The organism is Kitasatospora sp. NPDC088346 (assembly GCF_044740765.1).
Taxonomy (GTDB): domain Bacteria; phylum Actinomycetota; class Actinomycetes; order Streptomycetales; family Streptomycetaceae; genus Kitasatospora.
Map to the genome: position 1 here is coordinate 727,119 of NZ_JBIURH010000001.1, position 23,283 is coordinate 750,401.

20 protein-coding genes are annotated in these 23,283 nt (G+C 74.0%); 11 read left to right on the forward strand and 9 right to left on the reverse strand.

What is annotated here, in order from left to right; genetic code table 11:
- Positions 1-25: 25 nt before the first annotated feature.
- The 8 genes from ACIOFR_RS03265 to ACIOFR_RS03300 all read right to left on the reverse strand — a co-directional run bounded on the left by ACIOFR_RS03265 (position 26) and on the right by ACIOFR_RS03300 (position 7,191).
- Positions 26-1,180 (reverse strand): aliphatic sulfonate ABC transporter substrate-binding protein, encoded by a 1,155-nt coding sequence (locus tag ACIOFR_RS03265; RefSeq protein ID WP_400991976.1) that lies wholly within the window; start codon positions 1,178-1,180, stop codon positions 26-28.
- A gap of 228 nt (positions 1,181-1,408) precedes the next feature.
- Positions 1,409-2,758 (reverse strand): sulfate adenylyltransferase subunit 1, encoded by a 1,350-nt coding sequence (locus tag ACIOFR_RS03270; RefSeq protein WP_400991977.1) that lies wholly within the window; start codon positions 2,756-2,758, stop codon positions 1,409-1,411.
- Between the two features lie 2 nt (positions 2,759-2,760).
- A complete protein-coding gene (gene cysD, locus ACIOFR_RS03275; RefSeq protein WP_400991979.1) occupies positions 2,761-3,699 on the reverse strand; it encodes a sulfate adenylyltransferase subunit CysD in 939 nt (312 codons plus the stop codon).
- Positions 3,696-4,295: an adenylyl-sulfate kinase gene (gene cysC / locus ACIOFR_RS03280; RefSeq protein ID WP_400991980.1), complete on the reverse strand. Its 600-nt coding sequence runs from the start codon at positions 4,293-4,295 to the stop codon at positions 3,696-3,698. The genes cysD and cysC overlap by 4 nt, the downstream gene beginning before the upstream one ends.
- A gap of 41 nt (positions 4,296-4,336) precedes the next feature.
- Positions 4,337-5,035, reverse strand: a complete 699-nt coding sequence (locus ACIOFR_RS03285) for a phosphoadenylyl-sulfate reductase (protein ID WP_400991982.1) — start codon at positions 5,033-5,035, stop codon at positions 4,337-4,339.
- Entirely contained in the window at positions 5,019-5,195 is a 177-nt protein-coding gene (locus ACIOFR_RS03290) for a hypothetical protein (protein ID WP_400991984.1), read from the reverse strand. The genes ACIOFR_RS03285 and ACIOFR_RS03290 overlap by 17 nt, the downstream gene beginning before the upstream one ends.
- Entirely contained in the window at positions 5,192-6,916 is a 1,725-nt protein-coding gene (locus ACIOFR_RS03295; RefSeq protein WP_400991986.1) for a nitrite/sulfite reductase, read from the reverse strand. Before ACIOFR_RS03295 ends, ACIOFR_RS03290 begins: the two co-directional genes overlap by 4 nt.
- A gap of 191 nt (positions 6,917-7,107) precedes the next feature.
- A complete protein-coding gene (locus tag ACIOFR_RS03300; RefSeq protein ID WP_317634116.1) occupies positions 7,108-7,191 on the reverse strand; it encodes a putative leader peptide in 84 nt (27 codons plus the stop codon).
- Between the two features lie 199 nt (positions 7,192-7,390).
- Between ACIOFR_RS03300 and ACIOFR_RS03305 the strand changes: the two genes are divergently transcribed.
- Entirely contained in the window at positions 7,391-8,674 is a 1,284-nt protein-coding gene (locus ACIOFR_RS03305) for a YihY/virulence factor BrkB family protein (RefSeq protein ID WP_400991988.1), read from the forward strand.
- Positions 8,675-8,707: 33 nt separating this feature from the next.
- Here ACIOFR_RS03305 and ACIOFR_RS03310 read toward each other — a convergent pair whose 3' ends face one another.
- Positions 8,708-9,292, reverse strand: coding sequence for a CGNR zinc finger domain-containing protein (locus ACIOFR_RS03310; protein ID WP_400991990.1), 585 nt, complete (start codon positions 9,290-9,292; stop codon positions 8,708-8,710).
- Positions 9,293-9,409: 117 nt separating this feature from the next.
- On the opposite strand from ACIOFR_RS03310, the gene ACIOFR_RS03315 reads away from it, so the two are divergent.
- The 10 genes from ACIOFR_RS03315 to rsgA all read left to right on the forward strand — a co-directional run bounded on the left by ACIOFR_RS03315 (position 9,410) and on the right by rsgA (position 23,218).
- On the forward strand, positions 9,410-10,423 hold the full coding sequence (locus ACIOFR_RS03315) for an EamA family transporter (RefSeq protein WP_400991991.1): 1,014 nt from the start codon (positions 9,410-9,412) through the stop codon (positions 10,421-10,423).
- Between the two features lie 120 nt (positions 10,424-10,543).
- Positions 10,544-13,609: an AfsR/SARP family transcriptional regulator gene (locus ACIOFR_RS03320; RefSeq protein WP_400991992.1), complete on the forward strand. Its 3,066-nt coding sequence runs from the start codon at positions 10,544-10,546 to the stop codon at positions 13,607-13,609.
- Positions 13,606-14,667, forward strand: a complete 1,062-nt coding sequence (locus ACIOFR_RS03325) for a hypothetical protein (protein ID WP_400991994.1) — start codon at positions 13,606-13,608, stop codon at positions 14,665-14,667. The genes ACIOFR_RS03320 and ACIOFR_RS03325 overlap by 4 nt, the downstream gene beginning before the upstream one ends.
- Before the next feature lie 107 nt (positions 14,668-14,774).
- Complete coding sequence (locus ACIOFR_RS03330; protein ID WP_400991995.1) at positions 14,775-16,295, forward strand: pyridoxal phosphate-dependent decarboxylase family protein; 1,521 nt, start codon at positions 14,775-14,777, stop codon at positions 16,293-16,295.
- A 52-nt stretch (positions 16,296-16,347) separates the two neighbouring features.
- Positions 16,348-17,568 (forward strand): fatty acid desaturase, encoded by a 1,221-nt coding sequence (locus tag ACIOFR_RS03335; RefSeq protein WP_400991996.1) that lies wholly within the window; start codon positions 16,348-16,350, stop codon positions 17,566-17,568.
- 73 nt (positions 17,569-17,641) lie between these two features.
- Positions 17,642-18,070: a cobalamin-dependent protein gene (locus ACIOFR_RS03340; RefSeq protein WP_400991997.1), complete on the forward strand. Its 429-nt coding sequence runs from the start codon at positions 17,642-17,644 to the stop codon at positions 18,068-18,070.
- Between the two features lie 11 nt (positions 18,071-18,081).
- A complete protein-coding gene (locus tag ACIOFR_RS03345) occupies positions 18,082-19,443 on the forward strand; it encodes a methylaspartate mutase (protein WP_400991999.1) in 1,362 nt (453 codons plus the stop codon).
- A gap of 4 nt (positions 19,444-19,447) precedes the next feature.
- Positions 19,448-20,860 carry an aspartate aminotransferase family protein gene (locus ACIOFR_RS03350; RefSeq protein ID WP_400992000.1) on the forward strand — a complete coding sequence of 471 codons (1,413 nt, stop codon included), beginning with the start codon at positions 19,448-19,450 and terminating at the stop codon, positions 20,858-20,860.
- Positions 20,861-20,892: 32 nt separating this feature from the next.
- Positions 20,893-21,861, forward strand: coding sequence for a quinone oxidoreductase family protein (locus tag ACIOFR_RS03355; RefSeq protein ID WP_400992002.1), 969 nt, complete (start codon positions 20,893-20,895; stop codon positions 21,859-21,861).
- Between the two features lie 265 nt (positions 21,862-22,126).
- Positions 22,127-23,218 (forward strand): ribosome small subunit-dependent GTPase A, encoded by a 1,092-nt coding sequence (gene rsgA / locus ACIOFR_RS03360; protein WP_400992003.1) that lies wholly within the window; start codon positions 22,127-22,129, stop codon positions 23,216-23,218.
- Positions 23,219-23,283: the final 65 nt, after the last annotated feature.

Sequence of the window (23,283 nt, forward strand, 5' to 3'; positions counted from 1 at the left end):
GGACCGCGGAGTCACGGGGCGGGGGTCACTTGACGCCGAGGCCGGCGTCCGCGACGGCCGGCTGGCCCTTCTCCTTGAGCACCTTGTTGAGCAGGGTGAGGTCGTAGATCCCGGTCAGGTTCGGCTTCTCCAGCAGGCCCGCCTTGACCGCGTGGTCGGCCTCCGCCTGGAAGGTGCCGGCCAGCGGGTCGTCCAGGAACTCGATGTCCTTCCAGGCCGGGTCGAGGACCGCCGGGTCCAGGGCGTTGCCGGCGGCGGCCTTGATGGCCTCGTTGGCGTCGGCCTTGGCCTTGTCCGGGTTGGCCTTGATGAAGGCGTTGGTGTTCACCGAGCCGCGCAGCACGGCCTCCACCACGTCCGGGTGCTCCTTGAGGAACTTCTGCGAGACGATGATGTTGGTGATCACGAACTTGCCGTCCGGCCAGACCTGCTTCTCGTTGAGCAGTTCCTTGGCGCCGAGCGAGACCAGCTTGGAGGCGGTCGGCTCCGGCACCCACGCGCCGTCGATGGAGCCCGACTTGTAGGCGTCCGGGGTCACCTTGTTGTCCGAGCGGACCACCGAGACGTCGCCGGCGCCGGACTGCGCGTCGACCTTGTAGCCCTTCTCGGCCAGGTAGTTGAGCAGGGCCACGTCCTGGGTGTTGCCGAGCTGCGGGGTGGCGATCTTCTTGCCCTTGAGGTCGTCCAGGGTCTTGATCTTGTCAGGGTTGACCACCAGCTTCACGCCGCCGGAGGCGGAGCCGCCGACGACCCGCAGCGAGGTGCCCTTGGACTTGGTGAAGCCGTTGATCGCCGGGGAGGGGCCGATCCAGCCGATGTCGATCGAGCCGGCGTTCAGCGCCTCGATCTCCGCCGGGCCGGCGTTGAAGATCTGGGTCTTGACCTGGGTGGCGCCGAGCTCCTTCTGGATCAGGCCCTCCTGGAGGCCGACCAGCGGGGTGCCGTGGGTCAGGTTGGCGAAGTAGCCGATCTTCACGGTGTCGGCGGAGAGCTTCGTGTCCGCGGCGCCGGACGCGGAGGCCGGGGCGGCCGAGGCCTTGTCGGTGCTCTTGGAGCCGTAGCTGCAGGCGCTGAGCAGGCCGGCGACGGTGACCGCGGCGACGACGGCGACGGCGGAGCGTCTGATCCGGCCGGCGTTCGGGCGGGCCGGGGTATGCGTGAGGGAGGTGCTGGGTGCCATGAGAGTCGTCCCTGTTCCATGGAGGGTGAAAGGTTGCGGTGGTGCTGTCGGCATCGGGATGCCGGGCAGGCCGGGCCGGCTCTGCTGGGGGAAGGGCCGGCCCGGTGACAGGGGATCAGTGCCCCTGTCCGCCCCCACATCGCGTCAGTCCGCCCTGGCCGCTGCCGAGGACGCCGCTGCCGATGCGGCCGCCTTCCTTGTCCATGCCCGAGAACGCCTCGCTGGGCATCAGACCCAGTCCTCCTCGTCCGGATCGGTGGTGCGTACGGTGTCGAACGCCTCGCCCGCCATGCCGGCGGTGAGGGTGGTGCCGTCGGACGGATCGATCAGCAGGAACGATCCGGTCCGGCGGTTGGCGCTGTAGTCGTCGAGGGCCAGCGGCTCGGCGGTGCGCAGCACCACGTGGCCGAGGTCGTTGACGTCCAGGCCCTCGGTGCCGCTGCGCTGTTCGAGGGTGGTGATGTCGATCCGGTAGGAGATCTCCTTCACCAGCGCGCGCACGGTGCGGGTGGTGTGCTTGAGCAGCACCTTGTCGCCGGTGCGCAGCGGGCGCTCGTTCAGGTGGGCGACCGTGGCCACGATGTCCTTGGTGGGCACCGGGGCCGGTCCGGCCGCGATCAGGTCGCCGCGCGAGATGTCGATGTCGTCGACGAGGCGGACGGTGACCGACTGGGGGGCCCAGGCGATGTCCGTCGGCCGGCCGAGGGCGTCGATGCCCGCGACGGTGGTGGTGTGGCCGGAGGGCAGCACGGTGACCGGGTCGCCGACCCGCAGCACGCCGGAGGCCAGCTGGCCCGCGTAGCCGCGGTAGTCGCGGTGCTCCTCGCTCTGCGGGCGGATCACGTACTGGACGGGGAACCGGGCCGGCTCCTCGCCGGGGTCGGTGCCGACCGGCACGGTCTCCAGGTGCTCCAGCAGGGTCGGGCCGCCGTACCAGTCCATGTGCGCGGAGGGGACGACGACGTTGTCCCCGGCCAGCGCGGAGATCGGCACGGCCACCACGTCGCGCACGCCGAGCGAGGCCGCGTAGGCGGTGAACTCCTCGGCGATCGCGGCGAAGACGGGCTCGGCGTACCCGACCAGGTCCATCTTGTTGACCGCGAGCACCACGTGCGGCACCCGCAGCAGGGCGGCCACCGCGGCGTGCCGGCGGGTCTGCTCGACCACGCCGTTGCGGGCGTCGACCAGTACGACGGCCAGCTCGGCGGTGGAGGCGCCGGTCACCATGTTGCGGGTGTACTGCACGTGCCCGGGGGTGTCGGCGAGGATGAACCGCCGCCGCGGGGTGGCGAAGTAGCGGTACGCCACGTCGATGGTGATGCCCTGCTCGCGCTCGGCGCGCAGGCCGTCGGTGAGCAGCGCCAGGTCGGGTGTCTCCTGGCCGCGGCTGCGGGAGGCGTGCTCGACGGCCTCCAACTGGTCGGCCAGCACCGACTTGGAGTCGTGCAGGAGGCGGCCGACCAGGGTCGACTTGCCGTCGTCCACGGAGCCGGCGGTGGCGAAGCGCAGCAGCGCGGTGGCGGAGGCCTCGCCGAAGGGGTTCTCGGCCGTCGAGTCGGCCTGCAGGTCGGTCGGCATGTCTAGAAGTACCCCTCGCGCTTGCGGTCTTCCATGGCGGCTTCGGAGAGCTTGTCGTCGGCCCGGGTGGCGCCGCGCTCGGTGAGGCGGCTGGCGGCGATCTCGGCGATCACGTCGGCGATGGTCGCCGCGTCCGAGTCGACCGCTCCGGTGCAGGACATGTCGCCCACCGTGCGGTAGCGGATCAGCCGCCGCTGGACGGGCTCGGTCTCCTTGGGTCCGCCCCATTCGCCGGCGGTCAGCCACATGCCGTCGCGGGCGAAGACGTCCCGCTCGTGGGCGTAGTAGATCTCCGGGAGCTCGATCCTCTCGCGCTCGATGTACTGCCAGACGTCCAGCTCGGTCCAGTTGGAGAGCGGGAAGACCCGGACGTGCTCGCCGACCGCGTGCCGGCCGTTGTACAGGCTCCACAGCTCGGGGCGCTGGCGGCGCGGGTCCCAGGCGCCGAACTCGTCGCGCAGGGAGAAGACGCGCTCCTTGGCGCGGGCCTTCTCCTCGTCCCGGCGGCCGCCGCCGAACACGGCGTCGAACTTGTTGGACTCGATGGCGTCCAGCAGCGGGACGGTCTGCAGCGGGTTGCGGGTGCCGTCGGGGCGCTCGCGCAGCCGGCCGTCGTCGATGAAGTCCTGGACGTGCGCCACGTGCAGGCGCAGGCCGTGCCGGGCCACCACGCGGTCGCGGTAGGCGATGACCTCGGGGAAGTTGTGGCCGGTGTCCACGTGCAGCAGGGCGAACGGCACCGGCGCGGGCCAGAAGGCCTTGAGCGCCAGGTGCAGCATGACGATGGAGTCCTTGCCGCCGGAGAACAGGATCACCGGGCGCTCGAACTCGCCGGCCACCTCGCGGAAGATGTGCACCGACTCCGCCTCCAGGGCGTCGAGGTGCGACAGCGCGTAGGGGCTCTCGTGGGTGTCGAGCGGGCGGTGGGTCGCGGTCGTCATGCCAGGCCCCTCTGAGTCAGGAAGACGTGCAGCTCGGCGGCCGAGTCGGCCACCTCGCGGCCCTGCGTCTGGATGCGCAGCTCCGGGTCGACCGGAGCCTCGTACGGGTCGTCCACCCCGGTCAGGCCGGAGATCTCGCCGGCCGCCTGCTTGGCGTACAGGCCCTTGACGTCGCGCTCTGCGCAGAGCTCGACGGGGGTGGCGACGTGGATCTCCAGGAAGTCGGTGCCCCTGGCGGCGTGCAGCTCGCGCACGGCCGCCCGGGAGTCGGCGTACGGCGCGATCACCGGGGCCAGCACCTTCACACCGTGCGCGGCCAGCTTCTCGGCGACGAAGCCGATCCGGGTCACGTTGGTGTGCCGGTCCTCCTTGGTGAAGCCGAGGCCCTTGGAGAGGAACTCCCGGATCTCGTCACCGTCCAGGACCTCGACCTTGTGGCCTTCGGCGCGCAGCCGGTCGGCCAGGGCGAAGGCGAGCGTGGTCTTGCCCGCGCTGGGCAGCCCGGTCAGCCACACGGTGGCGCCGCGCTCGCAGGTGGCGGCCCGGGGGGCCGCCTCTGCGGTGGCCCCGGCGGCCGAGGTGTCGGCTGTCGTCACGGTGGGATCTCCTGGTGGTGCGTAGGGGGTCGGGGCGGGGGTCAGAGGTGGATGCCGCACTCGGTCTTGCCGGAGCCCGCCCAGCGGCCGGCCCGGCCCTGCTCGCCGTCGCCCGGCTTGGCGGTGCAGGACAGCGGTGAGCAGCCGATCGAGGTGTAGCCCTCCCACAGCAGCGGGTTGAGCAGCACGCCGTTGGCGGCGACGTAGGCGTCCACGTCCTCCTGGGTCCAGCGGGCGATCGGGGCGATCTTGACCTTGCGGCGCTTCGGGTCCCAGCTGACCACCGGGGTGTTCGCCCGGCTCGGGGACTCGTCGCGGCGCAGGCCCGTCGCCCAGGCGTCGTACCCGCCGAGGCCGCGGTTGAGCGGCTCGACCTTGCGCAGCGAGCAGCACAGGTCCGGGTCGCGGTCGTGCAGGCGGGGCCCGTACCGGGCGTCCTGCTCGGCCACGCTGAGCTGCGGGGTGAGGGTGATGACGTTGACCGGCATCACCGCCGCCACCGCGTCCCGGGTGCCGATGGTCTCGGCGAAGTGGTAGCCGGTGTCGAGGAACACCACGTCCACGCCCGGGAAGACCGAGGAGGCGAGGTGGGCGACGACCGCGTCCTCCATCGAGGAGGTGACGCAGAACTTCCGGCCGAAGGTGTCGGCGGCCCAGCGCAGGACGTCCTGCGCGGACGCCTCCTCCAGGTCACGGCCGGCCGCGGTGGCCAGCGCCTCCAGGTCAGTCGCGGTGCTCATCCGAACTCCCCCCGTTGGCAGGTGACAGCAGGCCCAGGAACTTCAGCTGGAACGCCCGGCGGCAGCTGTGGCACTCCCAGGCGCCGTGCCCGGCCTCGGACGGGCGCAGGTCCTCGTCCCCGCAGTAGGGGCAGAAGAACGGTGCCGCGCGCTCGCTCACGACAGGGCCTCCTCGCTGGCGCGGGCGGTCCACTGGGCGAACCGTTCGCCCTCGGTGCGCTCCGCCTGGAAGCGGGTCAGCACGCGCTCGACGTAGTCCGGCAGGCCGGCCTTGGTGACCTTGAGCCCGCGGACCTTGCGGCCGAAGCCGGCCTCCAGGCCCAGCGCGCCGCCGAGGTGCACCTGGTAGCCCTCGACCTGCTCGCCGTTCTCGTCGGTGACCAGCTGGCCCTTGAGACCGATGTCCGCGACCTGGATCCGGGCGCAGGCGTTCGGGCAGCCGTTGATGTTGATGGTCAGCGGCTCGCTGAACTCCGGCAGGCGCCGCTCCAGTTCGTCGATGAGCGTGCGGCCGCGCTCCTTGGTCTCGACGATGGCGAGCTTGCAGTACTCGATGCCGGTGCAGGCCATGGTGCCGCGGCGGAACGGGGAGGGGGTGACCCGCAGGTCCAGTGCCTCCAGCCCGGCCACCAGGGACTCGACCCGGTCCTCGGCGACGTCCAGGACGAGCATCTTCTGCTCGGCGGTGGTGCGCAGGCGGTCGCTGCCGTGGGCGGCGGCCAGGTCGGCGACCTTCCCGAGCAGCGCGCCGTCGACCCGGCCGACCCGCGGCGCGAAGCCGACGTAGAACTTCCCGTCCTTCTGCCGGTGGACGCCGACGTGGTCGCGCCAGGTGCCGCTGGGCTCCTTCGGCGCGGGCCCGTCGATCAGGTCGTACTTCAGGTACTCGTCCTGGAGCACCTGGCGGAACTTCTCCACGCCCCAGTCGGCGACCAGGAACTTCAACCGGGCGCGGTTGCGCAGCCGGCGGTAGCCGTAGTCGCGGAAGATGCCGATGACGCCGCCGTAGACGTCCGCGACCTCCTCCAGCGGGACCCAGGCGCCCAGCCGGACGCCGAGCTTGGGGTTGGTGGACAGGCCGCCGCCGACCCAGAGGTCGAAGCCGGGGCCGTGCTCGGGGTGGACGACGCCGACGAAGGCGATGTCGTTGATCTCGTGCGCCACGTCCAGAAGCGGCGATCCGGAGACCGCCGACTTGAACTTCCGCGGCAGGTTGGAGAACTCGGGGTTGCCGATGAAGCGGCGCTGGATCTCGTCGATGGCGGGGGTGCCGTCGATGATCTCGTCCTCGGCGATGCCGGCCACCGGGGAGCCGAGGATGACGCGCGGGGTGTCGCCGCAGGCCTCGGTGGTGGACAGGCCGACGCCTTCCAGCTTCTGCCAGATCGCGGGCATGTCCTCGATCCGGATCCAGTGGTACTGGATGTTCTGCCGGTCGGTCAGGTCGGCGGTGCCCCGGCCGTACTGCTCGGAGACCTCGGCGATCGCCTTCAGCTGGGCCACCGTCAGGCGCCCGCCGTCGATCCGGACCCGCAGCATGAAGTACTCGGCGTCCAGCTCGTGCGGGTCCAGGATCGCGGTCTTGCCGCCGTCGATGCCCTCCTTGCGCTGGGTGTACAGGCCCCACCAGCGCATCCGGCCGCGCAGGTCGGCCGGGTCGATCGAGTCGAAGCCGCGGTGCGCGTAGATCGTCTCAATGCGTGTCCGCACGTTGAGACCGTCGTCGTCCTTCTTGAACTGCTCGTTGGGGTTGAGCGGGGTGAAGTGCCCCATGCCCCACTGGCCCTCGCCGCGGTGGCGGGTCACCTTGCGGGCGGCGGCGGGACGGCGCGCGGCGGCGCTGTCGACCTGGGGCTCGACCGGTTCGGGAGTGGGGGCCATGGTGTCGTCCTCAATCGGCTGGCGTGGTTCGGGGCACTGCGTCCCGGGCACGTCCTGCTCCGACCTGCGCGTTCTCGTGCGAACTGCGGCGGGGAGTCGATGAGCAGTGACCTGTTGCCCGGGGGCGCTCGCGCAACCGCACGAGCGGCGACGGCGGTGGCGCCGGGTGCGGTGGTGGCGGCGGGGTGGGCTCAGGTCACCGGACAGATGGCGCTGGACACGCGAAGGAGATCGACGTGCAGTCGACCTACTAGGGTGGCTCCGGCGCTTGGCATGGCAAGAGATTCGCACGGCGGGCGACCCCCGGTCCACCAACGTCCGTATTCTGGACGCAAAGGTTTCGCAGTGTGAGACACCGGTCGAATCCCGGAGCTCCGGGCCGCCGGGGCCGCCACCCTGCCCGCGGGGCCCCGGGCGCGGGCCTCGCGCGTGCGGGCGCGCGGACCTGGTGGCACGGGCCGATACCGTAGAGGCGTGCAAGCAGCCGGCAGTACTTCGCAGGACAACCAGGGCCAGGCCGTCGAGCGTCCCGTCCGCCGCCGGGGCGGGCGTCGGCGCGCGGCGAAGCAGAACACCTGGCGCCGGACGCTGTGGGGCCTGCTCAAGGACACCACCAACACCTGTGTCGAGTACCGGGTGACCGGCCTGGCCGCGGAGGCCGCGTTCTTCACGCTGCTGTCCATCCCGCCGCTGCTGCTCTGCCTCGCCGGCACCCTCGGCTACCTGGACGACATCCTCGGCGCCGGCACCATCGACAAGCTGAAGCAGGACATCGTCTCGGCATCCGGGACGGTGCTCTCACCGAGCTCGGTCGAGCAGATCGTGCAACCGCTGCTGAAGGGCGTGTTCGACAGCGGCCGGCCGGACCTGATCTCGATCGGCTTCCTGCTCTCGCTGTGGTCCGGCTCCCGGGCGCTCTACATCTTCATCGACACCATCACCGTGATGTACGGCCTCGACGGCAAGCGGGGCATCGTGAAGACCCGGCTGATGTCGCTCGGCCTCTACCTCGGGGCGCTGGCGATCGGCTCGCTGGTGATGCCGCTGCTGGTGGCCGGCCCCGGTCTGGTGGTGCACACCCTGCCGGACTCGGCCGGGCTTGTCAGCGCGCTGTACTGGCCGGCCGCGATCCTGCTGCTGGTGGTCTTCCTGACCACCCTGTATCACGTGGCGGTGCCCGTCAGCACGCCCTGGCGCGAGGACATCCCGGGTGCCCTGGTGGCGCTGGTGGTGCTGGTGTTCTGCAGCGTTCTGCTGCGGCTCTACCTGGTCAGCTCGGTCGAGGGCCCCTCGGTGTACGGCTCGCTGGCGGCGCCCGTCGCCGTCCTGCTGTGGATCGGCGTGGTGGCGCTCGCGGTGCTCATCGGCGCGGCCATGAACGCCGCCATAGACCGGCGCTGGCCGACCGTGGAGACCGCCGACGCCCGCGCCGAGAACGAGCGCGCCAGCGAGGAGGCGGCCGCGACCCTGGTCCGCGAGGTGGCCGCCCGGCGCGCCGTCCAGCGGGCGGTGCGGGCCCGCGAGCTCGGCCTGGGCGACGGCGCCGAGGAGGAGCTCGACGAGGACGACGACGACGGCGTGCCGCCCTCGGAGTACCCCGAGCGCTGGGCCGAGGTGCTGCCGCCGCACAACGTCCGCGGCCGGCTCGGCGGCGGCGGCACCCGCCGCCGTCCTCCGCCGCCGCCGGACAGCGACCGCCCGGACTGGCCGCCGGCGCCGCCGTCCTACCCGGCGCCCGGCTCCTGGGACGGCCGGTAGGACCGGCCGGACCGGCCGGACGGGCCCTGGGCCTCAGGGGCCGTCGTCGGCCCCCGCCGCGCCGCCGTGGCGGGTGCGGAAGGTGCGGGCCTTGGCGCGGTTGCCGCACTCGGCCATCTGGCACCAGGTGCCGGAGCGATTCTTGGAGTGGTCGTAGAAGGCCCAGCGGCAGTCCGGCGCGGGGCAGACCTTCAGCCGCCGCCAGGTGCCGTCGAAGGCCGCCCGGGCGGTGGCGGCGAGCAGCAGGCCGAGCGCGCCCGTGACGTCCCCGGCCGGCGCCGTGCCGCAGCCCGGGGCGACGTCCTGGCTGCCGTCCGGGCCGAAGCGCAGCCGGACGGCGGCCGCGCCGGCCAGCTCGTCCAGTGCCCGGAGGGCCGTCGGGTCCGCCCCCGAGCCCGAGTTGGCGCCGGCCAGGGAGCGCAGTGCCTCGCGGATCTCGACCGCGCGCAGCCGCAGCGGTTCGTCGACCGGCACGGTCGGGCGCAGCAGCCGCCGGTCGGCCAGCCAGGCCCCGGTCCGGGCGGGGGTCGACAGCTCGTCCGTCCCCTTCTCCAGGTCGTGCGTGTTGATGAACCCGCGGACCAGTTCCAGCGGGCCCGGGGCTTCCTGGCGCTTCATCGGTGGTTCACCAGCCATCTTGACTAACCGGCTAAATGGTTTGTAGGTTACCTAACGTTGCGCTGTGGATCAACCGCTCGGGTGCCCACGGGCCCCGTCAATCCTCGGAGTCCGGCCATGCCACGCATCCACGCACACCGATTCGCCGCCACGGCGGCCCGGCACGGCGGGCTGGCGGCCGTGATCGCCGCCGCGACGCTCTGGGGGCTCGGCGGCACCCTCGCCGGCAAGCTCTTCGGCCAGGGCGCGGACCCGCTGGAGGTCGTCGCGTTCCGGACCTGGATCGCGCTCGCCGGGCTGACGGTCCTCTCCGTCCTCGCCCGCCGCCGGGCGGCAGCGGCCCGGCCGGCCGGTGCGGCCCCGCGCCGGGCTCCGGTGCCGTGGCCGTGGGTGATCGGCTTCGGGGTGTCGGTGTCGGTCGCCAACGCCGGCCTGTTCCTGGCCATCCAGCGGCTGCCGGTCGCGGTCGCGCTGGTCCTGCAGAACCTCGCCCCCGCCTTCGTGATGGCCTGGACCCTGGCGGCCACCCGCCGGGCGCCCTCGCTGCGGATGCTGGCCGGCCTGGCCGCCGCCCTGGTCGGGGTGGCCCTCGTGGTGGAACTCCCGACCACCCCGCTCGGCGGCCTCGACCTGCCCGGCATCGGCTTCGGCCTGCTCACCGCGGCCGGGGTGGCCTGCTTCTCGGCCTTCGGCGGGCACGCGGCCCGGGTCTGCGGCGCGCTCACCGCCAACACCTGGGCGTTCGGGGTGGCCGGCGTGCTCTGGCTTGCCTTCCAGGCCGCCCACGGCGTACCGGACCTGTTCCACCACCCGCGGCTGCTGCTCGGCGCCGCCGTGATCGGCGTCTTCGGGACCCTGCTGCCGTTCCTGCTCTACTCCTGGGGCACCGCCCGGGTGGGGGCGCAGGCCGGGGCCGTCAACATCTCCCTGGAGCCGCTCGCGGGCGCCGTCCTCGCCTGGGTCTGGCTCGGACAGGCCCTGAACGCCCTCCAGCTCGTCGGCACCGCCGTCCTGCTGGGCGGCATCGTCCACCTCCAGCGGGCCGAGCGGCGCGAGCCCGCGGCGCCGCCCGCACCGGCGGCCGGCACCCCGGACCCGCTGCCCGACGACCGGCCGAAGGCCCGGCTCTGACCCACCCGCCCGGCTCCGACCCGCCTGCCCGCCCGCCCCGGCGCCGGGCCCCGCACCACCCCGCTCAGCCTCGAACCTCGCACGTGGACACCCCCGTAGACCGAGGAGCAAAGGCCACAGATGGACTTTCGGATACTCGGCCCGATCGAGGTCGAGGTCGACGGCCGGCCGGTGGGCCTCGGCGGTGTGCGGCAGCAGATCATCCTGGCCGTGCTCGCACTGGAGGCCGAGCGGGTCGTGTCGGTGGAACGCCTGATCGACGCCGTGTGGAACGACAGCCCGCCGCCGACGGCCCGCGAGCAGATCCGGATCTGCGTCTCCGCGCTGCGCCGCAGGTTCGCCGCGGCCGGCCAGCGCACCCTGATCCACACCCGGGCGCCCGGCTACCTGCTCGCCCTGCCCGAGGGCAGCCTGGACGTCCACACCTACGAGGACCTGGTGGCCCGGGCCCGCGCCGCCGTCCAGCGCGACCACCTCGCCCAGGGTGCCGACCTGCTGCAGGCCGCGCTGGCGGTCTGGCGCGGCGCCGCCCTCGCGGGCATCCCCAGCCGGCTGGTCCAGGAGAAGGCCGTCCGGCTGGAGGAGGCCCGACGCGCGGCGCTCAACGAGCGGCTGCGGCTGGACCTCGCCCTCGGCCGGCACGACGACCTGCTCGGCGAACTCACCGCCCTGGCCTCGGCCGACCCGTTCTGGGAGAAGCTCCAGGGCTACCTGATGCTCGCGCTCTACCGATCGGGCCGGCAGGCCGACGCCCTCGACGTCTACCTGCGCACCCACCGCGCCCTCGCGGAGGAGCTCGGCGTCTCGCCCGGCCCCGACCTGCGGCGCCTGCACCGCGACATCCTGGCCCGCCGGCCCGCACTCGACCTCGGTCCCGGCGGCCGCGAACGGGGCGCCGGGCGCGCCCGCCGCGAGCGCGGCCCGCAGCGCGGCGGCGACACCGGCCGGCTCGCCACCCCGCGCCAGCTCCCGCCCGGCCTGGTGGACTTCGTCGGGCGTCAGGAGGACGCCCGGCGGATCCGGGACCACCTGCTGGCCGGGCCCGGCACCTCCTGCCGGGCCGCCCCCCGGGTGGTCGCGATCAGCGGCACCCCGGGCGTGGGCAAGACCAGCCTGGCCGTCGGCGTCGCCCACCAGGTCCGGGACGCCTACCCGGGCGGCCAGCTCTTCGCCGACCTGGACGGCCACCGCGCCGCCGACGGCGCCCAGCCGGTCATGGTCCGCTTCCTCAGGGCGCTCGGCGTCAGCGAGCGGGCCATCCCCGAGGACCCCGCCGAGCGCACCGAGCTCTACCGCGACACCCTCGCCGAGGCCAGGGTGCTGATCGTCCTCGACAACGTGCTGTCGACGGAGCCGGTCTGGCCGCTGCTGCCCGGCAGCGGCGGCTGCGCGGTGATCACCACCAGCCGGCACCGGCTGACCGGCCTGCCGGGGGTGCTGCCGGTCGACGTCGGCGTGCTCGGTCCCGACGACGCGGTGGAACTGCTCGGCCGGATCGCCGGTCGCGAGCGGATCGACGCCGACCGGGACACGACCGCGCAGCTCGTCCAGCAGTGCGGCGGGCTGCCGGTGGCCCTGCGGATCGCCGGCGCCCGGCTCGCCTCCCGGCCGCACTGGCCGGTCGGCAAGCTGGTCGCCCGGCTGCGCAGCCGGGAGGGCGCGCTCGGCGAGCTGGTGCACGACGGGCTGGCCGTGCGCAGCTGCTTCCAGGAGACCTACGACGCGCTGTCCGCCGGGGCCCGGCGGCTGTTCCGCCGGCTGGCGGTGCTGGACGTCCCCGAGTTCCCCGGGTGGGTCGCGGCACCGCTCTGCGAGCTCGATCCCGGCCGGGCCGAGGACCTGCTGGAGAGCCTGGTGGACGTGCGGCTGGTCGAGGTCGCCGCCCCGGCCGGCGGCGGCCGGCCGGTCCGCTACCGGCTGCACAACCTGATCCGCTCCTTCGCCCGCGAGCGGCTGGACGCCGAGGAGCGGGACGGCGCACCACAGGCCGCGCTGCGCCGGGCGCTCGGCGCCTGGCTGGCGCTGACCGAGGAGGCGCACCGACGCGAGTACGGCGCCGGCCTGCCGCTCCCGGACGGCGCCACCGAACGCTGGCCGCTGCCGAAGCCGTTCACCCGGGAGCTGCTGCGCCGTCCGGCCGCCTGGCTGGAGAGCGAGCGGCAGGCCCTGGTCGCGGCCGTCCGGCAGGCGGCCGAGCACGGACTCGCCGGCCTATGCTGGGGCCTGGCCCTGGCCGCCGCCGACTTCCTGGCGACCGGCGGGCACCTGGCCGACTGGCGCCGCACCGCGCAGGCGGCGGTCGCGGTGACCGGCGGCCCGGCCGGCGACGCCCGAGGCCACGCCGCGGCGCTGTACTCGCTGGGCGCGGTCGACGCGGCACAGGGCCGGCTGACGGAGTCCCGCGAGCGGCTGGAACGGGCCCGGGCGCTGTTCGCGGAGCTCGACGACCGGCCCGGCCTCGGCCGGACGCTGCGCGCCCTCGGGGAGAGCGGCCGGTTGCTCGGCGACGGCCCGGCGGCACAGCGCCACTGGGCCCGCGCGATGGCCGTCCTCCACACCGCGGGCGACACCGCGGGGCAGGCGCAGGTGCTGTGCGACCTGGCCGTGGCGAGCCTGGAGGCGGGCCACCCCCGCCCGGCCGGAAAGCTGCTGGAACGCGCCCTGGAGCTGGGCGTCCGTTCCGGCAGCGGCCGAGTCCAGGCCCGGGTCCGGCACTGCGTCAGCGAGCTGCAACTGCTCACCGGCCACAGCGGCGCCGCCGAGTGCGGCTTCCACCAGACGCTGCGGACGGCCCGGGACACCCGGGACCGGATCGGCGAGGCGCACGCCCTGCACGGCCTGGGCCGGGTCCGGCTGCGCCAGGGGCGGCCGGAGGAGGCCGGCCCGGCCCTCCAGCACGCGCTGCGGATCGCGCTGCACGCCGGTGACCGGCTGCTGTACGCCAGGGTGATGCTCAGCCTCGGGGACACCAGCCTGGCGCAGGGCCGCACCAGCGCCGCCCAGGTCCAACTGCGGGACGCGCTGGAGGTGTTCGTGGAGCTGGGGCACCCGCAGGGACAGGCCGCCGCACGGGCCTCGCTGCGCCGGTGGCACGGGGCGACCGGCGCGTCGGACGGCCACCCGCCGCACCGCGCACCGGGCTTCGGCCCGGATCCGCGCGGCGGGCTGCGGGCGGTGGGCGAGTGAAGCGTCCGCCCGACCCGGCGCACCTGGCGGCCCGCCAGGACCGGGGCGGCCGGTGCGACGGCGATCCCTCCGGCGCCCTGTCCGGCCGCGGCGCCCAGACCGGCTGTGACAGCGGGACCGGGGACGACGGCCCGGCCCGGTGGCTGAGCGACGAGGAGGCCGAGGCCGCCTTCCTGGACCTGGACCCGCTGGCGGTGGTCCGCGAGACGCTGGCCGGACCCCCCGCCGGGGGCTCCCCGCCCGCGGTGCTGCGGGTGTGCGCCGACCGGGACGAGGTCCGGCTCCACGACGGCCCCTCGGGACGGGAGTGGGCACTGTCGGCGTCCTGCGCGCTGAGGCTGTGGACGGCCGGGCTGGGCACCGCCGCGATGTGCGCCCTGGCCCCGGGCGGGGTGGTCACCGCCGGGGTGGTCGGGGCGGGCCCGCCGGCTGCCGAGCTGCTGGTCCAACTGGCCCTTCGGCTACCGGGGTTGACCCATGTGGCGCTGCACGACCGGGATCCGGTCCGGACGGCACGACTGTGGTGGCGGCTGGCCCGCGCGCTGCGCGAGCGGGGCGTGGGGCTGACCTTCGCCGCCGACGTCCGCGAGACCCTGCTCGGTGCCGACCTGGTGCTGCTGACCGGTCCGGCCGAGCAGCTGCGCCCGGACTGGACCGCGCCGGGCGCGGTCGTGGTCAACGCCACCGGCGCGGACCTCCCGGAGGAGATGTACGCGTTCGCCGACCACCTGGTGGTGGACGACTGGCGGTTCGTCGGGCCGGCCGGGGCCGGACGCCGGCTGTTCACCCGGCGCAGCGAGTCCCGCCGGGCGCTCGAACTCGCCGGTGGCCGCCGGCCGGTGGAGTCGAGGCTCGGTGCGGTGATCGCCGACAGCACCGGCCGCTGGCGCGACGCCGACGAGAGCGTCCTGGTCGAGCTGCTCGGCACCGCCGCGTACGACGCGACCTTCCTGACCCGGCTCTGCCGGGCCGCGGTCCGCCGCTCCGGGGCCGCCGCACCACCACCCCGCACGGCGGCGCCCGGCGCGCGCTCGGCGCGGGCCGAGGAACGGCAATAGGCGGTCGATACCGGATCGATATCCCCTCCGCGTGCAATCGGTCGAGCACCTGCTGACCAGCACCTGTCACAGATGACGCACCGGACGCACGCCAGGAGGGCTTCACCATGGTCAAGAACGAGCATGCGAGCACGTCCGTGTTCCGGCCGGCCGGAACGGTCGAAGGGCTGGAGGAGCTGCGCTCCCTGGTCAACACCGCGATCGACGTCCTCGCCGCGGCGCACACCGTCCGCGGCGGCCCGGTCCGCGAGGGCGGTCCGGCCGCCGCCGCCGAGGCCGCCCGCCGCGCGCTGGAGGGGCCGCTGCTGCCCGCCGAGCCCGCCGAACCGGCGATGGCGTTCCGCGAACTGATCGAGGCGTACGCCGAGTTCTCGGTCGACGTGACCCACCCCGCGGCGGTCGCCCGGATGCAGTGCCCGCCGACCACCGTCGCCGCCGCGGCCGAACTGGTCACCGCGACCCTCAACCAGTCGCTGCACGCCTGGGAGAGCGGCCCGTTCGCGCTGGAACTTGAGAAGTACGTGGTCGGCGAGCTGACCCGGCTGGCCGGCTACGGCCCCGGCTCGGGCGGCACGCTCACCGCGGGCGGCTCGCTCTCGAACCTGATGGCGCTGCTCGCCGCCCGCGACAACACCGCCGCCCGCCGCGGCGCCGGCCACCCCTTCCAGGACGGCATCGCCGCCCTGGAGCGCCGCCCGGTCGTGCTCTGCTCCCCCGCCACCCACTTCTCGATCGGCCGGGCCGCCGGCATCGTCGGCATCGGCGAGGACGCCATCCTGCGGGTCCCGACCGACCTGGTCGGTCGGATCCTCCCCGCCGAGACCGACCGGATGCTCGCCGAACTCGGCGACGACGTCCTGCCGATCGCCCTGATCGCCTGCGCCGGCTCCACCGACGAGGGCTGGGTCGACCCGCTGCCCGAGCTGGCCGAGATCGCCCGCCGGCACGACGTCTGGTTGCACGCGGACGCCGCGTACGGCGGCGGCGCGCTGTTCTCGCCCCGGCTGCGCGGCATGCTGGACGGCCTGGCCGAGGCCGACTCCATCACCATGGACCTGCACAAGTTCGGCTGGACGCCGGCGTCCTCCGGCATCTTCCTGGTCAAGGACGCCGGCTCGTTCGGCCCGCTCGCCCAGCAGACCACCACCCTGAACGCCGGCGACGACAAGGAGGCCGGCTACTTCGGCCTCTACGGCACCTCGATCCAGGCCACCCGGCGCTCCGACGCCCTGAAGATCGCCGTCACCCTGCGCACCCTGGGCCGGGACGGGCTGGCCGCGATGGTCGACCGCTGCCACGACCAGGCCCGCCACGCCGCCGCCCGGATCGAGGCCGAACCGAGGCTGGAGCTCGCAGCCCGACCCGCCTTCAGCACCGTGCTCTTCCGCTACCTGCCGACCGACGACCGGATCGACGCGGACGCCTTCAACGGCGCGCTGCGCCGCCGGCTGATGGCCGAGGGTACCGCCCTGCTCGCCCGGACCCGCGTCCCGCGCGAGGACGGCACCCAGCCGGTCTTCCTGAAGCTGATGATGCTCAACCCCGCGACGGCCGACGCCGACCTCGACCTGGTGATCGACTCGGTGCTCGACACCGCCGCCAAGTCCCTCGCCGAGCAGCAGGACTGACCGTCCACCACCCCACGGCACCTCGGACCTCGACACGAGAAGGGCACGACACGTGGTACTCCTCGACCGGGGCTACGAGCCGGGAGCCGGCCGCGGCGCCGACGCGGCCGGGATCCGGGACTCGATGCGCACCCTCCCGGGTGTGCTCGCCCTGCCACTGACCTTCCTGACCGGCAAACCCCACACCGACCAGCGCCCGGTGCGCCTGTCACCCACCGCCCACCTGCTGAACGCGCTGCTCTCGACCGCCTGCGGCCTCGCCGTCACCGGCACCGCACTGACCCTGGGCGCCGGGTGGCTCGCGCTGCTGCCGCTCGGCTGGGCGATGACCCTGCACGGCATGCGCAACCTCCGGATGATGATCTTCCACCAGTGCGCCCACCAGAACATGTGGGCCCGACCGCGCCAGGACCGCGTGCTCGGCCGGATCATCGCCGCCACCCTGATGATCCAGCACTTCGAGCGGTACCGGACCGAACACGTCGCCGACCACCACGCCCTGCACCACATGACCCTGCGCGACCCGACCGTGCAGGCCTTCCTGGTCAGCCTGGAACTGCACCCCGGCATGACCCGGCGCCAGATGTGGCGCACGGTACTGCTCCGCAAGCTGGCCTCACCGGTCTTCCACGCCCGCTTCCTGGTGGCCCGCGCCCGCTCCTACTGGTCGACCGCCTCCCGCACCGAACGCGCCCTCACCCTCGCCGGGTACGCGACCGCCGCCGGCCTGGCCACCTGGCTGCACGGCTGGACCTTCCTGCTGGTCGGCTGGGTCCTGCCGCTCACCCTCTTCTACCAACTGAGCAACACCCTGCGCCTGTGCGTGAAACACACCTTCCCCGCCGCCACGACCACCGAGCGCCGCGGCAAGGCCTACTTCGGCAGCCTCACCAACGCCATCTTCCTCGGCGAGCGCGCCCCGGCACCCGGACTGCCGCTCCCGCGCCGCCTGCTCGCCTGGACCCGCTGGTGGACCCGGATGCTGCTGGTCCACTTCCCGGCCCGCTACCTGGTCCTCACCGGGGACACCGTGTGCCACGACTTCCACCACCGCCACCCGATGAGCCGCCGCTGGGGCGCGTACATCTTCGAACGCGCCGCCGACGACCGGGCACCCGGCCGCGGCTGGCCGCCCTACCGGGAGGTCTGGGGGCTGGTCGCCGCCGTCAACCTGGTCTTCGACTCGCTGGCGGCGGCCGACCCGGCCGAGTACGACCCGGCCCGCCTCGCCGAGGTCAGCGGACGCGAGCTGTTCGCCGCCTTCGACGACTGAGACCGCCGCGGCCCGACCGCGCCCGGAAGCACCGCCCGCGCCCGGAAGCACCGCCCGCCCCCGAGAGGAACCCGTGAACGAGGACCGCCTGGTCATCCTCGGCGTGGCCGAGAGTGACGCCCACGCCGTCGCCAACCACCTGATCGCGATGCAACTGCGCCTGCACGGCCTCCAGGTGCTCAACCTCGGCGTCTGCACCCCGCTCGCCGACTTCGCCGCGGCGCACGCCGCCCACCCGCACGCCGAGGCCGTCGTCATCGGCAGCCTCAACGGCCACGCCCACCAGGACCTGCGCACCCTGCCCGAGCTGCGCGCCCGCGGCCTGCTGAACTGCCCGGTCGTGGTCGGCGGCAACCTCTCCGTCGGCAGCCGCAAGGACGGCGGGGAGGAGGAACGCCTGCGCTCCCTCGGCGTCGACCACCTGCTCGCCGACGCCACCCAGCTGCCCGTCCTGCTCGACCTCATCCACGCCGCCCGGGCGACCCAGCTCGCCGGCGCCTGACGGGGGAGAGCGTGTCCGTCTTCGACGAACTGGAGCTGCACCCCGAGGTGGCGGCCTCCCTGCCGCCCGCCGCCGAGGCCGTCGGCTACCTCCGGGACCGCGGAAAGCCCCTGGCCGTCGACGTCCTGAGGGCGGCCGACCTGGCCGGACGCCCGCTCGTCCAGCCCCGCTGCGGGGTCGGCGGCCACCAGCAGATGGCCACCCTGCTGCGCACCCTGGAACCGGCCGGGCCCGGCCTCCTCACCCTGACCATCGACTCGTACACCCGGCTGAAGCAGTTCGCCACCGCCCGGCGGCTGCTCCGGGAGAACCCCGGCGACCTGAACGGCTACCCGCTGGTCGCGCACGGCTGGCAGCGCGGCCGCGAGCTCAACGAGACCGTCGCCGTCCCGCTGGAGGTCCGGCACGGCTCGCCCGACGCCCGTGACCTGTTCGCCGTCACGGTGGCCTCCGGGATCAGCTCCTTCGAGGGCGGCGGCATCACCTACAACCTCCCCTACTCCAAGGACGTCCCGCTGGAGCACTCGCTGCGCGCCTGGCAGCAGGTGGACGCCGCCTGCGGGCGGCTGGCCGACCAGGGCGTCGTGATGGACCGCGAACTGTTCGGCACCCTGACCGCCGTCCTGGTGCCGCCGTCCACCAGCCTCGCCCTCACCCTGCTGGAGGCCGTGCTGGCGGCCCGGGCCGGCGTCCGGTGCCTGTCGATCGCCTACCCGCAGGGCGGCGAGGCGCACCAGGACATCGCCGCGCTCCGCTCGGTGCGCACCCTGGCCCGGCGCTACCTGCCGGACACCGTCGAGGTGTTCCCGGTGCTGCACCAGTTCATGGGCGTCTTCCCGCACTCCGAGCGGGCCGCCGACGAACTGATCCTCTACGGCGGCCTGGTCGCCCGCCTCGGGCGCGCCACCAAGGTGATCAACAAGACCAACCAGGAGGCGCACGGGATCCCCGACGCCGCCGCCAACGCCCATGGCATCCGCACCACCTCGCTCGCGCTCTCCGGCCTGCTGGACTTCGTCCGGCTCGACGAGGAGCGGATCGCCGAGGAGGAGCACTGGATCCGGCGCGAGGTCGAGGAACTCGTCGAACCCGTCCTCCAGGACGGCACCGACGACCTGGCCGGCGCCGTCGCCCGGGCCTTCGCGGCCGGCCGGCTCGACATCCCGTTCAGCGCCAGCCGGCACGCCCGCTCCGAGGTCATCCCCGGCCGGGACCCCTCCGGGGCCGTCCGCTATCTCCACCACGCCGGGCTGCCGTTCTCCGCACCGACCCGGCACTTCCAGGAGCGCCGGCTCGGCGCCCGGGCGGACCGCGACCGGATCATCGAACGCGTCACCGCGGACATCAACTACTTCCTTGAGCCCACGAGGTGAACCCATGACCGTCGACGACACCACCGACCTCTCCGCCGGCACCGCCGCCCTCGACCGGGCCGTCGCCCGGGACCGCGACCCGGAAGGCGGTCGGGCGGTCCGGGCCGACGACCGGTCGCACGTCTTCCACTCCTGGTCCGCCCAGGGGCAGATCAGCCCGGTGCCGGTGGCCGGTGCGGCCGGCTCCTACTTCTGGGACTACGAGGGCAACCGGTACCTCGACTTCTCGTCCCAGTTCGTCAACCTCAACATCGGCCACGCCCACCCGAAGGTCGTCCGGGCGATCCAGGAGCAGGCCGCCCGCCTGTGCACCATCGCCCCGCACTTCGCCAACGACCGGCGCGGCGAGGCGGCGAGGCTGGTCGCCGCCCACGCACCGGGCGACCTGGACAAAGTCTTCTTCACCAACGGCGGCACCGAGGCCAACGAGCACGCCGTCCGGATGGCCCGGCTGACCACCGGCCGCCCCAAGGTCCTCTCGGCGTACCGCTCGTACCACGGCTCCACCGCCACCTCGATGCACCTCACCGGGGACCCCCGGCGCTGGGCCACCGACACCGGCGCCGCCGGCGTCGCCCACTTCTTCGGCCCCTACCTCTACCGCTCGCCGTTCAACTCCACCACCGAGCAGGAGGAGTGCGAGCGCGCCCTCGCCCACCTCGACCTGGTGATCCGGATGGAGGGCCCGTCCACGATCGCCGCCGTCCTGCTCGAACCGGTGATCGGCACCGGCGGCGTGCTGGTGCCCCCGGCGGGCTACCTGGCGGGCGTGCGGCAGCTGTGCGACGAGTACGGCGTCCTGCTGATCACCGACGAGGTGATGGTCGGCTTCGGACGCACCGGCCGCTGGTTCGCGGTCGACAACTGGGACGTGGTGCCGGACCTGATGACCTTCGCCAAGGGGGTCAACTCCGGTTACGTCCCGCTCGGCGGCGTCCTGATCTCCGAACGGGTCGCCGCCGAGTTCGAACACCGCGTCTACCCGGGCGGGCTGACCTACTCCGGACACCCGCTGGCCTGCGCCGCCGCGGTCGCCACCATCCGGGCCATGGAGGACGAGGGGATCGTGGAGAACGCCGCCCGGCTCGGCGCACAGGTCCTCGGCCCCGGCCTGCGGGAGATCGCCGAACGGCACCCCTCGGTCGGCGAGGTCCGCGGCCTCGGCGTGATGTGGGCCCTGGAGCTGGTCCGCGACCGCGACAGCCGGGAGATGCTCGTCCCGTACGCCGCCACCCCGGCCCAGGCGGAGCCCCTCAACCAGGTGATGGCCGCCTGCCGCAAGCGCGGCGTGTGGCCCTTCGCCAACTACAACCGGCTGCACGTCCTGCCGCCCTGCACCACCAGCGAGGAGGAGGCCCGTGAGGGCCTGGCCGCCGTCGACGAGGCGCTCACCGTCGCGGACTCGTATCTGACGTAACATCAACACAGGTGCTGACGAAAGGAATTGCCATGCGCGCGACCCTGGTGGAGCAGACCGGCGGGCCCGAGGTCCTGGTCGCGCGCGAGGTGGCGACGCCCGCGCCCGGGCCGGGCGAGATCCTGGTCCGGCACGAGGCCGTCGGCGTCAACTTCATCGACGTCTACTACCGCGACGGCACCTACCCCGCCCCGCTCCCGCTGGTACCCGGCCAGGAGGCCGCCGGGACGGTGGTCGAGGCCGGCCCCGGCGCCGGCTTCGCCCCCGGCGACCGGGTGGCCTACGCGACGGCGCTCGGCGCCTACGCCGAGTACGCCGTCGTGCCCGCCGCCAAGGCGGTGCCGGTCCCGCCCGGGGTCTCCGCCCGGGCCGCCGCCGCGATCCTGCTGCAGGGGCTCGCCGCCCACTACCTCAGCCACACCACCCACCCGGTCGGCGCCGCCGACACCGTCCTGGTGCACGCCGGCGCCGGCGGCCTCGGCGGACTGCTGGTCCAGTTCGCGGCGGCCCGCGGCGCCACCGTGCTCGCCACCGCGTCCACCGAGGCCAAGCGGGAGACCGCCCGCGAACACGGCGCCGACTTCGTGCTGCCGTACCTGGAGCCCGAGCGGATGCGCCGGCAGATCGAGGAACTCACCGGCGGCGGCGCCACCGTCGTCTACGACTCGGTCGGCGCCGACACCTTCGAGTCCAGCCTGCACGCCCTCGCCCCGCGCGGACTGCTCGTGCTGTGCGGACTCTCCAGCGGCAAGGTGCCGCCCTTCGACCTGGAACGGCTGCGCACCCTCGGCTCCCTCAAGGTCACCCGGCCCAGCCTGGCCGACCACGTCCGCGACCGGCAGGCCCTCACCGGCTCCGCCGCCGCCGTCCTCGCCCACCTGGCGGACGGCCGGCTGCGCCCGCGGATCCACGCCGAACTCCCGCTCGACGAGGCCGCCAAGGCGCACGAACTGCTGGAGTCCCGGGCCACCACCGGCAAGCTGCTGCTCCTGCCCGAATAACCGGTGGCGGCCCACCGCCCGGCCCGGCTACGGTTTCCGTGTTCGGCCGGCCCGCGGTGGGCCGTGCCCGTCGACCCGGAACGAATCAGGAGGTGAGGACCGTGATGGCCGTCGTTACGGTGAGTGCCGCGAGCGCTCAGAAGCCCACCGTTCCTACCTCCGTGGTCTCCGGCTGACTCCAACCGCTGTTCCACCACGCACCGCCGGTGCGTGCCGCGCCGTGCGCGCACACAGCCGGGGCCACACCCTCCGAAGGGTCACCCCGTTGAACTCCCTCTCCGCTGCCCACCCGCTCTCCGGCCACGGCTGGAACCAGAGCAGGGCCGCCGAATTCGCCCCCCTCGCCGAGGCGGGCCTCACCCCCGCGCTGATCGCCCGGGTCGACCGCGGACGCTGCGACGTCCTGCTGGCCGATCCCGAAACCGGCGAGCCGCGCACCGTCCGCGCCGACTCCCGGCCGGTCGGCAGCTCCGACCCGCTGCACGGCCCGTGCACCGGCGACTGGGCCGCCGTCGACCTGGCCACCGCCGGCCTGCCCACCGTCGACGCCCTGCTGCCGCGCTCCACCGCCATCGTCCGCAAGGCCTCCGGCGGCCGCTCGGACGGCCAGGTGCTGGCCGCCAACATCGACACCGTCCTCATCGCGGTCTCGCTCGCCCTCGACCCCGACCTCGGCCGGATCGAGCGCTTCCTCGCCCTGGCCTGGGAGTCCGGCGCCGAACCGGTCGTCGTCCTCACCAAGGCCGACCTGGTGGACGACGCCGACCACATCCGGGCCGACGTCGAACACATCGCCCCCGGCGTCACCGTGCTCGCGGTCAGCGCCGAGACCGGCGAGGGCATCGACGTGCTGCGCGCCTGCGCACCCGGCACCAGCGCCCTCATCGGGCAGTCCGGAGCCGGCAAGTCCACCCTGACCAACGCACTCGCCGGACGGGAGGTGATGACCGTCCAGCAGACCCGCGACAGCGACGGCAAGGGACGGCACACCACCACCACCCGGGAACTCGTCGCCCTGCCCGGCGGCGGCCTGGTGATCGACACCCCCGGCCTGCGCGAGGTCGGCCTCTACGGCGGCGAGGGCCTCGGCCAGGCCTTCGCCGAGATCGAGGAGCTCGCCGGGCGGTGCCGCTTCGACGACTGCGGGCACCACAGCGAGCCGGGCTGCGCCGTGCTGGCCGCGCTGGAGGACGGCACCCTGCCGTACCGGCGGATGGAGAGCTACCGCAAGCTCCAGCGGGAGAGCGCCTGGATCGCCTCGCGCAGCGACGCCCGGCTGCGCAAGGAGCAGTTGCAGAAGTGGAAGACCATCACCAAGTCGATGCGCGGGCCGAACAGCCCGACCCGGCACCGCTGACACCTCCGGCGGACGCCGGCGGTGCCGCTCCCACCGCGTGCCGCGAGGCCGACCCGGCCGTCAGG

Coding starts and splice junctions, on each gene's coding strand:
- ACIOFR_RS03265 (WP_400991976.1), bottom strand. CDS start 1,180: ATGGCACCCAGCACCTCCCTCACGCATACCCCGGCCCGCCCGAACGCC.
- ACIOFR_RS03270 (WP_400991977.1), bottom strand. CDS start 2,758: ATGCCGACCGACCTGCAGGCCGACTCGACGGCCGAGAACCCCTTCGGC.
- cysD (WP_400991979.1), bottom strand. CDS start 3,699: ATGACGACCGCGACCCACCGCCCGCTCGACACCCACGAGAGCCCCTAC.
- ACIOFR_RS03285 (WP_400991982.1), bottom strand. CDS start 5,035: ATGAGCACCGCGACTGACCTGGAGGCGCTGGCCACCGCGGCCGGCCGT.
- ACIOFR_RS03295 (WP_400991986.1), bottom strand. CDS start 6,916: ATGGCCCCCACTCCCGAACCGGTCGAGCCCCAGGTCGACAGCGCCGCC.
- ACIOFR_RS03300 (WP_317634116.1), bottom strand. CDS start 7,191: ATGCCAAGCGCCGGAGCCACCCTAGTAGGTCGACTGCACGTCGATCTC.
- ACIOFR_RS03310 (WP_400991990.1), bottom strand. CDS start 9,292: ATGAAGCGCCAGGAAGCCCCGGGCCCGCTGGAACTGGTCCGCGGGTTC.
- ACIOFR_RS03315 (WP_400991991.1), top strand. CDS start 9,410: ATGCCACGCATCCACGCACACCGATTCGCCGCCACGGCGGCCCGGCAC.
- ACIOFR_RS03320 (WP_400991992.1), top strand. CDS start 10,544: ATGGACTTTCGGATACTCGGCCCGATCGAGGTCGAGGTCGACGGCCGG.
- ACIOFR_RS03330 (WP_400991995.1), top strand. CDS start 14,775: ATGGTCAAGAACGAGCATGCGAGCACGTCCGTGTTCCGGCCGGCCGGA.
- ACIOFR_RS03350 (WP_400992000.1), top strand. CDS start 19,448: ATGACCGTCGACGACACCACCGACCTCTCCGCCGGCACCGCCGCCCTC.
- ACIOFR_RS03355 (WP_400992002.1), top strand. CDS start 20,893: ATGCGCGCGACCCTGGTGGAGCAGACCGGCGGGCCCGAGGTCCTGGTC.